The sequence below is a fragment of the Cobetia sp. MM1IDA2H-1 genome (assembly GCF_002916775.2).
Lineage (GTDB): Bacteria > Pseudomonadota > Gammaproteobacteria > Pseudomonadales > Halomonadaceae > Cobetia > Cobetia marina.
Window position 1 is genome coordinate 1,848,441 of the sequence record NZ_CM133225.1, and the last position, 13,015, is coordinate 1,861,455.

The following is a 13,015-nucleotide window of genomic DNA, read 5'->3' on the forward strand; positions in this document are numbered from 1 at the left end:
AGCAACCCGCAAAGAAATGATATCTGATGATGTCGTGATACCCCGCAATGGCGTGTCCATGGCGTTGGGCGTGTTGCCATCAAGTGGTATTATCCGCGCCGCCATTGATGACGACTTTTCATTATGGATATGCGCGTTGAGGCGGCCAGGGGACATCAAGTGCCCACGCTGTCTCGCCAATACACCCACTAGGAAATGCCCATGCGTTCAACCCCTGCTGCGGGTGGCGGAGAGCCCGGCAAGGAGTCTCGTTCAGGCCTGTTTGCCAAGGTCAATCCGCCAGTCTTCTTCTGCGCCAACGCCATCATCCTGCTATTGGTGATCTTCACGGCAGTGTTCTCGGACACGGCCATGTCGGTATTTGACTCGGTCCAGCATTGGATCACCAATACCGTCAGCTGGTTCTATATCCTGTGTGTCGCGATCGTTCTCATTTCCGTGATCTACGTCGGTTTCTCGCGCCACGGCGAGATTCGTCTTGGTCCGGATCACTCGCTGCCGGACTACAGCAACGTCACTTGGTTCGCGATGTTGTTCTCGGCTGGCATGGGCATCGGACTGATGTTCTTCGGTGTCGCCGAACCGGTGATGCATTTCCTGAATCCGCCGACCGGAACCCCTGAAGAGGTGGAGACCGCCCGCGAAGCGATGAAGCTGACCTTCTTCCACTGGGGACTTCACGCCTGGTCCATCTATGCCATCGTCGCGCTGATTCTGGCCTACTTCAGTTATCGCCATGAACTGCCGCTGACGTTGCGCAGCGCGCTGTATCCGCTGATTGGTGAGCGTATCCATGGGCCGATCGGCCATGCGGTGGACATCTTCGCCATCGTCGGCACTGTCTGCGGGGTTGCCACCACGCTGGGCTACGGCGTGGCACAGGTCAACGCCGGGCTCTCGCACCTGACCGGCATGCCCAACAATGACTGGACCCAGGTGGCGATCATCGTCGTGATCACCGGCCTTGCGACCATCTCGGTGGTGACCGGGCTCGACAAGGGCATCCGCATCCTGTCCGAGGTCAATCTCGGGCTTGCCGTCGTGCTGTTGCTGTTCGTGTTGCTGCTCGGGCCGACCGCCTTCCTGCTCAAGGCCTTCGTGCAGAATTCCGGTTTCTACATGGCCGATATCGTCGGCAAGACCTTCGAACTCTACGCCTATGAGCCCAACGACTGGATCGGTGGCTGGACGCTGCTGTACTGGGGGTGGTGGATGTCCTGGTCTCCGTTCGTCGGCATGTTCATCGCGCGTGTCTCGCGCGGTCGCACCATCCGGGAATTCGTGATCGGCGTGCTGTTCGTGCCGGCCGGCTTCACCCTGCTGTGGATGACCATCTTCGGCAACACGGCCATCTCGATGATCATGGAGCAGAACGTCACGGCGCTGGTCGATACCGTCAACGACAACTATTCGCTGGCCCTGTTCACCTTCCTCGAGCAGCTGCCACTGGCGTCCATCACCTCGGTGATCGCGCTGGTGATGGTCATCGTGTTCTTCGTGACATCCGCGGATTCCGGCTCGATGGTGGTCGACATGCTGGCCTCCGGCGGGCGGGAAGATACCCCGACCTGGCAGCGTATCTACTGGGCCTTCGCGGTGGGCATTCTGGCGATCGTCCTGATGCTGGCCGGTGGGCTGGGCGCACTGCAGACGGCCACCATCGCCACTGCCTTGCCCTTCGGGATGATCCTGCTGGCGTCGATCTTCGGGCTGCTGCGCCAGCTCAATCTCGAGTCCGTCAAGCGGCGTTCACTGTCCGTCAACACGGCAGCGGCGACCCCGATGGGCGAGAAGGGCAACTGGCGCAAGCGTGCCCAGCACCTGATGAGCTTCCCGACGCGCGCCATGGTGCGGGGGTTCCTGCGTGGTACCGTCGCGCAGGGCATGCAGGAGCTGGCGGAAGAGCTGCGTGGTCAGGGGCTGGAGGTAGAAGTCACCATCAGTCGTGATCGCGTCTACTTCAATGCGCGCCATGGCGAGGAAGATGACTTCATCTACGGCGTGCGCATTCGCTCCCACCTACGTCCGGACCTCAATCTGGATCAGGAAGACGAAGGCGATGAAGAGGATTACTGTCGTGCCGAGGTCTTCCTCAAGGAGGGCGGCCAGTCCTATGATCTGATGGGCTACAGCAAGGACCAGGTCATCAATGATCTGCTCGAACAGTACGAGCGCCATATGCACTACCTGCACCAGCTGCGCCTGACCCAGTCTGCCGGCTGATAGCGAGTCTCTGCGCGAGACCGTCAGACCCCAAGCCCCCGTGAGTTGACTCGCGGGGGCTTTTGTCTGTCTGGATGAGCCGGACTGGATAGTGCATCTGTCGAGAGACGCCGTGACCTGAGGCCTCGTCTTCTCAGTTCAGGCATTAGCTCTGCTTATCCAGACGACGTCGAGATCTTATTTTTCTCGCGAGCGGGGGCCCTCTAGCATGGATTCTCCCCACAAAGTCGCATACCGGCGGGGGCCAGATGACATGCCGTGGTGGTGTCTCCTGCCAGGGTTCTCGCCCATGACTGACCGAAGGTGAACTCGGTCTGCCCGCAATGTCGCCATGACGCCTGAGGTTCCCTGAGCCCCAGTATCCGCTGTCATGAACCACGATACCGGTGTCATGAACAACGATAATAACAACCCGTCACGAGGTAGAAACATGCTGAAAGGAAAGGAACTGGATGCACTGATCGAGCAGCGAGGTGTCCTGAAGGGACTCAACTCGACGCTCGGTATCACCGCGATCACCATGACCGTGTTTTTCATTCTTTATGCGATTCTGTTGGGCAAGACGGCCAGCGATCAGTTTCTGGGTATCAAGTCCTGGATAGAGAGCACCCTGGGCTGGTACTACGTGCTGGTCATGTTCTCGACCTTCGTGGTCTGTCTTTACGTGATGTGTTCGCGTGTCGGCAAGATCCGGCTGGGGCGTGACGATGAACGTCCGGAGTTCAGCAATTTTGCCTGGTTCTCGATGCTGTTCGGCTGCGGTACCGGCGCGGGCATGCTGTTCTTCTCGATGTCCGAGCCCATGATCCATTTCGCGAGTGACTGGAGCGGGGGCAATCCGTTTCTGAGTGCTGACATCAAGGCGGCCGTCGCCGTCTTCTTCGAGGCCAAGCAGGCAGCCTTGGCGAGTGGGCTCATGCCGGGGGACGAAGGCTTCCCGGTGCCTGACAGCCGCGTCGCGGAAGCGGCGGCCGGTGGCATCAAGCTCACCGTCTTCCACTGGGGTACGATCGCCTAGACCATGTATGCCATCGTCGGACTGTCACTGGCCTATTTCGCCTTTCGCAAGGGCTTGCCGCTCTCGATGCGCTCGGCCCTCTATCTGCTGATCGGCAATCGGATCTACGGGCCCATCGGACATACCGTCGACATCCTGACCGTGTTCGGCACCATTTTCGGCATCGCCACCACGCTCGGCCTGGGCGTCGAGCAGATCGGCTCTGGCCTGATGTCACTGGGCCTCATCGAAGAGAAGTCGCGCATGGTGACCGTGGTCTCCATCCTGCTGATCAGCGCCATCGCCACTCTGTCAGCGACCAGCGGCGTGGCACGTGGCATCAAGCTGCTTTCCACCTTCAATACCTGGGTATGCCTCGGCATCCTTGCCTACTTCCTGCTGGTGAGCGATGCCAACTATCTGATCGCGAGCTCCATCACCGCGCTCGGGGATTACCTCACCGATGGCGTCTCGATGACACTGTGGACGGCGCGCACGCCGGACGAGCGCATCTGGCAGGGCGGCTGGACCATCTTCTACTGGGGCTGGTGGATCGCCTGGGCCGGATTCGTCGGCATGTTCATTGCCCGCATCTCGCGCGGCCGAACTATCCGTGAATTCATTCTCGGGGTGATGGTGATCCCCTCCATCGTGGCGCTGGTCTGGTTTGGCGTCATCGGCTCGGCGGGCATCTATCAGTCCCTGTACGGGGCCGACATGGGCATCTATACGGCTGCGGTCACCAACTGGGACTACGCCGGAACCCTCTACCACTCGTTCGAGGTGCTCACCCCCGGCAGCGCCGCGACCATAGCCAAGGTGGCGGCGCTGCTCGTGGTGATCATCTTCTTCGTCACGTCTGCGGATTCCGGCACCCTGGTGCTGGGACGTCTGCTGGCCTTCGGTCGTCGTCCTCCGGTTCAGCAACGCATCATCTGGGGCATGATGCTGGGCGCCGTGACCTTGATCCTGCTGTTGCTGGGGGGAGATCAAGCGCTCAAGTCCCTGCAGGCTGCCTCGATCGCCGGCGCCTTGCCGTTCACCTTCGTGTTGATCGCCATGATGATCGGGTTGTTGAAATCGCTGCGCGAGGACGGCGAATCGATGATCGAGAACGAAGAGCATATCCGCAAGATGATCGAGAACGAGGTCCGCGACCTCTCTTGAGTTGCCTGTTCCTGGCGTACGCGCCAGACGTATGCGCCTTACGTGTGCGTCCGGTGTGCAAGACATGAGGCCTCTGCCCCCTAGGCAGGGGCCTCGTTGTTTCTTGCGTTTAGATGAGAAGGCGAGGTCTCGCTCATCCATGTCAGCGATTTTCCGGCTTTAGGTCAGGGCTGTTTCCTCCCTGGGCTCAGGGCTGTTTCCCTGCTCCAGAGCCAGCCTGCGCATGTCACCAAGGTCGCAAGGCAATATCAAACGTACGTATGTTCCAATGCTGGCAGGTCCATCGATTCCACCAACGGCGCGCAGCATGGGTTTGCGGCTATGCTGTCGAAAGTGAAGGGCCCACAGGCTGACACCCACCCGACGGAGCCCCAGCAGCGCCTCACCACGATGTCTTACGACGTAGTCGCGCGACGACGTTTTACAACAACGTTTTACAACAACGTCTTACAACAACGTCTTACAACAACAAGGTAGCGGGGGCAGTGACGCCGAGCGCCCCACGTACTGTTCAAGGAGCAACGCCATGCATGATCCCCTAGCGGCTCGACCCGATGAGTCAGGCAAGTCCACTAACGACGTGACTACAGATCCTTCCCACGTGGCAGATGCCTCGCCCGACGCTTCGAGAGCACAGCCAACGACAGGCGACATGAGCGGCATGTCGTGCCTGCGCTCCTCGCGGGAAGTGGACTTCACCGGCCTTGATTCCCTGATGGACATGTTCGAGAACGCCTGTCGCACCCACGCCCAGCGGCCGGCCTTCACTTGCATGGACCGCACCATGAGCTTTGAAGAGCTCGAAACTTCCAGTCGCCAGCTGGCGGACTGGTTCCAGCACGAGACCGATCTCAAGCCGGGCGATCGGGTCGCCATCCAGTTGCCCAATACCTTGATGTTCCCGGTGGTGGCCTTCGCCGTCATTCGTGCGGGGCTGGTGCTGGTCAATACCAATCCGCTGTATACCGAGCGCGAGATGGAGCATCAGTTCAATGACTCCGGCGCACGGGCGTTGGTGGTGCTGGCCAACATGGCCGACAAGGTGGAGCGGGTACGCGAGCGTACCGGCCTTGAGTACGTGCTGGTCTGCGAACTGGGCGACATGCATCCACCGCTCAAGCGCCTGTTGATCAATGCCGTGGTCAAGCACGTCAAGAAGCTGGTGCCGAGTTATCGCTTGCCGGATGCCATCCCGCTGCGTCAGGCCATCTCGCAGGGCAAGGCCGAGCGTTGGGAGCGGCCGACACTGGCACTCGATGATGTCGCCGTCCTGCAATACACCGGAGGCACCACAGGCGTCGCCAAGGGGGCGATGCTTACCCATCGCAACCTGCTGGCCAACATGCTGCAGGGCAAGATGGCGCTGACCCAGGGGCTCTCGGCCGGGAATGAGACGCTGGTGGCACCTCTGCCGCTCTATCACATCTATGCCTTTACCATTCATCTGGCCTGCATGCTCAGCGAGGGCAACCATTCACTGCTGATTCCCAATCCGCGGGACATTCCGGGCTTCGTGAAGACGCTGCAAAAGCATGATTTCACCATGTTCGTGGGGCTCAACACCTTGTTCGTGGCACTGTGCAACAATCCCGGCTTCCAGGCACTGGATTTCTCTAAGCTCAAGATCACCACCTCGGGAGGCGTGGCGCTGACGCGCAAGGCGGCAGAAGAGTGGAAGCGGGTCACCGGCAGTGATATCTCCGAAGGCTACGGCATGACCGAGACCTCGCCGATCGTGTCGTTCAATCCGTTGGACGCCATCCAGCTGGGCACCATCGGGTGTCCGATGCCCTCGACGGAAGTGCGTCTCTACGATGAAGAGGGCGAGCTTGTCGCGATGGGGGAGCCCGGTGAGCTGTGCGTGAAGGGGCCGCAGGTGATGAAGGGATATTGGCAGCGTGAGCAGGCGACCAAGGATAGCTTCACTGCCGATGGCTTCCTGCGCACCGGTGACATCGCGGTCTTCCAGGACGATGGCTATATGCGCATCGTCGATCGCAAGAAGGACATGATCATCGTCTCCGGCTTCAACGTCTATCCCAACGAGGTCGAGGACGTGATCGTGCGGCATCCGGATGTCCTGGAGGCCGCTGCGGTATCGGTTCTTGATGAACGTAGCGGGGAAGCCATCAAGCTGTATGTGGTACTCAAGGACGGTGCGGAGCTTGAGGCGGATGCGCTGAGAGAGTGGTCGCGCAAGGAGCTGGCCAGTTACAAGGTGCCACGCCATGTGGTGTTCATCGATGATCTGCCCAAGACCAATGTCGGCAAGGTGCTGCGGCGTGAGCTGCGCGATTCCCCGCCGGAGGCGACAGTCTGAGAGGAAAAGGCGAGAGACTCCTGACGAAACAAGAAGCCCCGCTCGATGAGCGGGGCTTCTTCGTGTCAGCCACTGATCGTACGGCTGGGGTGTCTCATGAGTGGCATGTCCTATGTGACATGTCACCTGAGCCATCGGACGAAAGACGTCGCAAGCACTTCTGGTGGCGTCACTGCTTGTGCGGCGCGTTGTAGATCTCCAGATCCAGTTCCTTCTCGGACTTGCCGACGAGGGTGGTGACCATCAGGTCGCCCGCGACGTTGACGGTGGTGCGCGCCATGTCGAGGATGCGGTCGATGCCGGCGATCACGGCGATCGCTTCCAGCGGCAGACCTACCTGGCTGAGCACGATGGAGAGCATGATCAGCCCGGCACCGGGAACGCCCGCCGTGCCGATGGAGGCCAGGGTACCGGTCAGCACGATCATGCCGTAATCCATCACCGACAGCTCGATCCCGGTCATCTGCGCGATGAACAGCGCCACGACACCCTGATAGATGGCGGTACCGTCCATGTTGATGGTGGCGCCTACCGGCAGTACGAAGCCAGATACGCCTTCCGAGACGCCCAGATTCTTCTGGGCACAGCGAATCGAGATCGGCAGGGTGCCGGAGCTTGAGGCCGAGGAGAACGCCACGACCAGCGCATCGACGATGCCACGCAGGTAGCGCATCGGGTTCAGCTTGCCCAGTGTCGCCAACAGGCCGGAGTAGACCACCAGCACATGCACGATGCTCGCCAGATACGCCACGGCGATGACCTTGGCCAGCGGCAGCAGCACATCCATGCCGTAGTTGCCGGAAACATGCGCCATCAGGCCGAAGACCCCGAACGGGGCGAAGGCCATCACGAACTCGGTCAGCTTGTACATCACTTCCGCGAAGCTGTCGAAGACACGCACGACCGGTTCGCCCTTGTCGCCGATCATGATCAGCGAGACACCGATCCCGATGGCGAAGACGATGATCTGCATGATGTTGCCATTGGCAAGCGCATCAATGGGGTTGCTGGGCACCAGATCCACCAGGATCTGCACCAGAGACGGTGCTTCCTTGGTTTCCATGGCCTTGTCGAAGCTGAATTCGAAACCGGCACCCGGCTGGAAGATGGCAGACGCCAGCATGCCGATGGCAATCGCGAAGGCCGTGGTCAGCAGGTAAAGCGCGATGGTCTTGCCACCGATGCGCCCCATCTTCTGGGGGTCACGCATCGAGGTGATACCGACGACGAGGGTGCTGAATACCAGAGGTACGATCAGCATCTTGATGGCATTGATGAAGATATCGCCCAGCGGCTTGAAGACACTGGCGTTCTCACCCATGAGGGCGCCGGCAAGGATACCCAGCGCCAGGCCACCGAGGATCTTCTGCCATAGCGGCAGGCGGCGCCAGAGATTGGGACGTGAAGTGTTACTCATGTGGTTGTCCTTATTCGAGGTCGCGATCTCGATCGCTCATTGCACACAGGAGAACCCGAGCGCTGCTTGATAGGGGATGTCGCAAGTTGAGGCACCGTTTTAGTGCGGGAAGATTACCAGTCCACCTGAGTGGTCCCCTTGCATCTTTAGTCGTAATTTTGCGGTCCCATTGCAGGATTCTGCGTTTCCATACCAATCCTGCATAAGCTCATGCCGCGAATCGTTCCACCAAAGATGTAGCGCTCAGGCAGTACTATTCACTGCAATCACCTATCTTTTACGTTAACGTCAACTTTCTAGCGCTGGCTGGACAACCTTGACTACGCTGACAGCAACGAGGCATGACGGAAACCACGTCGCATCGGCGATTGCCGGAGAGCGTATTGCATCGCGAGTCCTCCTCGCAGCGCTTCTCTCTGCATTCCCGGGGTGGCTCAGCCAGACCATCTGCCTGCTCGCTCTCAAAAGGAGCGGGCGGGGGCCTCAGGCACCTGATCGGTAAAGAGGATGATGCGCATGTCCCATACAAGAACCACCGGCTCCTGCAAGGGCGATGGCTCCACCAGTGAGCCCGCCACTCGTGAACAGGCCCCCGCGGCCGCCTCTACATCGTCTGCGAGTGCAGCCAGGGCCTCAGCCTCGGACGCAGTGAAGGCTGACACGATGGCGTCGGGCTCTGAACCGACCGCACATCCCGAGTTGACGTCACTTCCCACTTCCCACCAGTTGGCGCCTGAAACCACGAATGTCCTGCATCGCATCGCCTTCATGACCGGTGATGAGCTCTGCATCCCTCTCTTCCAGCGTCTGCGCCAGGATGGCTCGCTGCATGAGGGAGGCGAAGAGGTCAGTTTCACGCGCGAGAAAGCGCTCAGGATCTATCACACCATGCTGTTCATCCGGGTATTGGATGAGCGCATGCTGGCTGCCCAGCGTCAGGGGCGTCTGAGCTTTTATATGCAATGCACGGGTGAGGAAGCCACGGTGATCGGCAGTGCGGCCGCGCTGCAGGATGACGACATGATCATGGCCCAGTATCGCGAGCAGGGCGCATTGGCGTGGCGTGGGTTCAGCTGTGACGAATTCATGAACCAGATGTTCGGCAATGAACGCGACTACGGCAAGGGACGCCAGATGCCGATCCACTACGGCTCGCGTGATCTGAACTACATGACCATCTCATCACCGCTGGCGACCCAGATTCCCCAGGCGACCGGCTACGCCTATGGTCAGAAGCTGGCGGGCAAGGGGCAATGCACCATTACCATCTTCGGAGAGGGTGCCGCGTCGGAAGGGGATTTCCACGCGGCCCTCAACATGGCCTCGGTACATCGTGTGCCGTGCATCTTCCTGTGCCGCAACAATGGCTACGCGATTTCCACACCGTCCTGCGAGCAATTCGCCGCAGATGGCATCGCGCCGCGCGCCTTCGGTTATCACATGCAGTGCATCCGCGTGGATGGCAACGATGTGATTGCCGTCTACGAAGCCACCCAGGCGGCGCGCAAGATCGCCGTCGAGACGAATCAGCCGGTATTGATCGAGGCGATGACCTATCGCCTGGCCGCGCATTCCTCCTCTGATGACCCCTCGGGCTATCGCAGCAAGAAGGAAGAGGCCATCTGGCGCGACAAGGACCCCATCCTGCGCATGCGACACTGGCTTGAGGCCCAGGGCTGGTGGAGCGAGGAGGAGGAGAAGGCTACCGGCGATCAATTGCGCCGAGAGGTGCTCGAGTCGATGAAGCGCGCCGAGAAACTGGCTCCGCCTCCGCTGGAGAGCCTGATCACTGATGTCTATGACACGCCGCCCCCCTTGCTGGAAGCGCAGATGGAAGACCTCAAGCAGCATATCCGCAAATATCCGCATGCCTATCCCAAGGGGGCCAGCAGCATGGGGTTCAGTGCCGATGAGATCGAGCAGAGCCGCAAGGCCCATCAGCAGCGCCAGCAGGGAGGCCAGCCGGCATGAGCGATTCGACCCCGACCACTGCCCGTCACGACGTCACTCCCGCATCGGGTGAGACAGCCGGCGCGAGCTCAGGCAAGAAGCAGATGAACATGCTGCAGGCCATCAACAACGCGCTGGACATCGCGATGGCGGCCAATCCACAGGTGGTGCTGTTCGGTGAGGACGTCGGCGTATTCGGCGGTGTCTTCCGTGCCACCAGTCATCTGCAGGACAAGTACGGCCGTGAGCGTTGCTTCAATACGCCCTTGACGGAACAGGGCATCATCGGCTTCGCCAATGGACTGGCGGCGCAGGGCTCGACCCCGGTCGCCGAGATCCAGTTCGCCGACTACATCTTCCCGGCGTTCGACCAGATCGTGAACGAGGCGGCCAAGTTCCGTTACCGCTCCGGGGATCTCTTCAATGTCGGCGGACTGACCATTCGAACTCCCTATGGCGGGGGCATTGCCGGCGGGCTCTACCACTCCCAGTCACCTGAAGCCTATTTTGCGCATACCCCCGGGCTCAAGATCGTGATCCCGCGCAACCCCCATCAGGCGAAAGGTCTGCTGCTGGCGGCGATCCGTGACTCCAATCCCGTGCTGTTCATGGAACCCAAGCGTCTCTATCGCGCTTCCGTGGGCGAGGTGCCGGAAGCGGATTATGAGCTGCCGCTGGGCGTCGCCGAGGTCATCCGTGAAGGCCGCGACATCACGCTTCTGGGCTGGGGAGCCCAGATGGAGGTCATCGAGAAGGCGGCCGCATTGGCCGAACAGGACGGTATCGACTGCGAGGTGATCGACCTGCGCAGCATTCTGCCCTGGGATTTCGAGACCGTATGTCAATCCGTGCTCAAGACGGGTCGCCTGGTGGTCAGTCATGAAGCACCGCTGACGGGAGGTTTCGCCAGCGAGATAGCGGCAACCGTGCAAGAGCGTTGCTTCCTGTATCTGGAAGCGCCCATACGTCGCGTCACCGGTCTGGACACACCGTTCCCACTGGTGCTCGAGAAGGAGCACCTGCCGGACGAGCTCAAGATATACGAAGCCATCAAGCAGAGCCTGAATTACTGAGCCCGAATGATGGAGCTCGAATGACTGAGCCTGAATGACAGAGCCTGAATGACAGAGCCTGAATGACTGAGCACGGACCTGGAATTGCTGACGGAGGCTCGATGATGTCGAGACCGCTCATGTCCAGGTGACGGCTTGTGTTTACGTGATGAGTTGCAGGGAGTGACGTGTGCCATGAATGATTTCATCCTGCCCGATATCGGCGAGGGGATCGTCGAGTGCGAGCTGGTCAAGTGGTTGATCAAGGAAGGCGATGTGATCGAGGAAGATCAGGCGGTCGCCGAGGTAATGACGGACAAGGCATTGGTGGAAATTCCCGCGCCTCACGCAGGTACCGTGGTTCGTCTGTATTGTCGGGAGGGCGAGATTGCCCGGGTGCATGCACCGCTGTTTGCGGTGGATGAGGCGGGTGAGTCGGATGGACAAGCAGCGCCAGCTGGCGATCACGCCCCGTCCGGAGCGAAGGCGCCGGGCACCGACAGCGCGGATCAGGCCGCTGGAGAGGCTGTCAGTGAACGACGTTCGCGTGATTTCATCCTCCCTGACATCGGGGAAGGCATCGTCGAATGTGAGGTGGTCACCTGGCATGTGGCCGAGGGTGACAAGGTCGAGGAAGACCAGACGATCGTCGATGTGATGACAGACAAGGCGCTGGTCGAGATCACGGCCTCCGAGCCCGGGCGTATCGTGCGCTTCCATTACGCTCAGGGGGAGAACGCCCGTGTCCATACCCCCTTGTACGCTTATGTGCCTGACAGCGATGACACGGCCGACGAGGCATCTGGCGTGGCGCACGAGGCAGTCACGGAGGCAGGGATGGCGCCGGCTGCAGCACAGCACGCTCCGTCTGGCTGTGCCTCAGGCATGTCCCCGGCCCAGGCACGCATTCCTGCCACGCCGGCGGTTCGTCGTCTGCTGCGCGAGCATGCGCTGGACATCAGCGCCATTGCGGGCTCTGGTCGCAACGGCCGGGTATTGAAAGAGGATGTGCTCGCCTATCTCGCGCGTGATTCCGCGACAGATCGCCCGACAGCATCTCCTGCAGATCAACGCCATCGGGACGTGGACCCCGCGGCTGCGGGGTCCTCCGATGTGGCGGTGGCCGAGCCGGTGGCGTGCGAGTCGCACGAGCCGCGTGCAGCGCGGCTGGAAGCCAGGCAGGTCCCCCTCAAGGGCGTGGCGGCCGTCATGGCCCGACGCATGGTGCAATCCAGCACCCAGATCCCCCATTTCCATTACGGAGATGAGCTCGATGTGACGGAGCTGCTCGCGCTGCGCGCGCGTCTCAAGTCACGGGCCGACAAGGAGGGGACTCGCCTGACGCTGATGCCTTTCATCATGAAGGCGATGGCATTGGCGGTGCTCGAAAAGCCGATTCTCAATGCAAGTCTCAGTGACGATGAAAGTCAGGTGCTCTATCACGCAAGCTGCAATATCGGCATGGCTGTCGATGGGGCCGCCGGCCTGATGGTGCCCAACGTCAAGGGCGTCGAACGCCTGAGCATCCTCGAGATCGCGCGTGAGGTGGCCAGACTGACCGAGGCGGCACGCAATGGTCGTGTCCCGCAGGCGGATCTCAAGGGTGGCACGCTGTCGATCTCCAACATCGGTGCTCTGGGCGGCACCTATGCGGCCCCGATCATCAATCAGCCCGAGGTCGCCATCGTGGCCCTCGGTCGTACCCAGCGGCTGCCGCGCTTCGATGTCGATGGCAATGTCTGCGCGCGCGACATCATGACGATCACCTGGGCCGGGGATCACCGCATCATCGATGGCGGTACCATCGCTCGCTTCAGCAATCTGTGGAAGCACTATCTGGAGCATCCGGATGAGATGCTGCTGTCGCTGGCATGACGGGGTTCGATGAG

Annotated in this window: 6 protein-coding genes and 1 pseudogene; 6 read left to right on the forward strand and 1 reads right to left on the reverse strand. The window is 60.7% G+C overall.

Features of this window, described 5'->3' with window-relative positions:
• Positions 1 to 201: 201 nt before the first annotated feature.
• The 3 genes and pseudogenes from BOH68_RS07930 to BOH68_RS07940 all read left to right on the forward strand — a co-directional run bounded on the left by BOH68_RS07930 (position 202) and on the right by BOH68_RS07940 (position 6,707).
• Positions 202 to 2,223 carry a BCCT family transporter gene (locus tag BOH68_RS07930; protein WP_077376546.1) on the forward strand — a complete coding sequence of 674 codons (2,022 nt, stop codon included), beginning with the start codon at positions 202 to 204 and terminating at the stop codon, positions 2,221 to 2,223.
• A gap of 520 nt (positions 2,224 to 2,743) precedes the next feature.
• Positions 2,744 to 4,387 (forward strand): annotated as a pseudogene (locus BOH68_RS07935) (BCCT family transporter).
• Positions 4,388 to 5,039: 652 nt separating this feature from the next.
• A complete protein-coding gene (locus BOH68_RS07940) occupies positions 5,040 to 6,707 on the forward strand; it encodes an AMP-binding protein (RefSeq protein WP_077376544.1) in 1,668 nt (555 codons plus the stop codon).
• 169 nt (positions 6,708 to 6,876) lie between these two features.
• On the opposite strand, the gene BOH68_RS07945 is transcribed toward BOH68_RS07940, so the two are convergent.
• Positions 6,877 to 8,124: a dicarboxylate/amino acid:cation symporter gene (locus BOH68_RS07945; protein WP_077376541.1), complete on the reverse strand. Its 1,248-nt coding sequence runs from the start codon at positions 8,122 to 8,124 to the stop codon at positions 6,877 to 6,879.
• A 768-nt stretch (positions 8,125 to 8,892) separates the two neighbouring features.
• On the opposite strand from BOH68_RS07945, the gene BOH68_RS07950 reads away from it, so the two are divergent.
• From BOH68_RS07950 to BOH68_RS07960, 3 genes are all read left to right on the forward strand, one after another.
• On the forward strand, positions 8,893 to 10,095 hold the full coding sequence (locus BOH68_RS07950) for a thiamine pyrophosphate-dependent dehydrogenase E1 component subunit alpha (RefSeq protein ID WP_077376535.1): 1,203 nt from the start codon (positions 8,893 to 8,895) through the stop codon (positions 10,093 to 10,095).
• Positions 10,096 to 10,178: 83 nt separating this feature from the next.
• Positions 10,179 to 11,147, forward strand: coding sequence for an alpha-ketoacid dehydrogenase subunit beta (locus tag BOH68_RS07955; protein WP_077377378.1), 969 nt, complete (start codon positions 10,179 to 10,181; stop codon positions 11,145 to 11,147).
• A gap of 174 nt (positions 11,148 to 11,321) precedes the next feature.
• Positions 11,322 to 13,001, forward strand: coding sequence for a dihydrolipoyllysine-residue acetyltransferase (locus BOH68_RS07960; protein WP_077376533.1), 1,680 nt, complete (start codon positions 11,322 to 11,324; stop codon positions 12,999 to 13,001).
• Positions 13,002 to 13,015: the final 14 nt, after the last annotated feature.

Coding starts and splice junctions, on each gene's coding strand:
- BOH68_RS07930 (WP_077376546.1), top strand. CDS start 202: ATGCGTTCAACCCCTGCTGCGGGTGGCGGAGAGCCCGGCAAGGAGTCT.
- BOH68_RS07940 (WP_077376544.1), top strand. CDS start 5,040: ATGAGCGGCATGTCGTGCCTGCGCTCCTCGCGGGAAGTGGACTTCACC.
- BOH68_RS07945 (WP_077376541.1), bottom strand. CDS start 8,124: ATGAGTAACACTTCACGTCCCAATCTCTGGCGCCGCCTGCCGCTATGG.
- BOH68_RS07950 (WP_077376535.1), top strand. CDS start 8,893: ATGACCGGTGATGAGCTCTGCATCCCTCTCTTCCAGCGTCTGCGCCAG.
- BOH68_RS07955 (WP_077377378.1), top strand. CDS start 10,179: ATGAACATGCTGCAGGCCATCAACAACGCGCTGGACATCGCGATGGCG.
- BOH68_RS07960 (WP_077376533.1), top strand. CDS start 11,322: ATGAATGATTTCATCCTGCCCGATATCGGCGAGGGGATCGTCGAGTGC.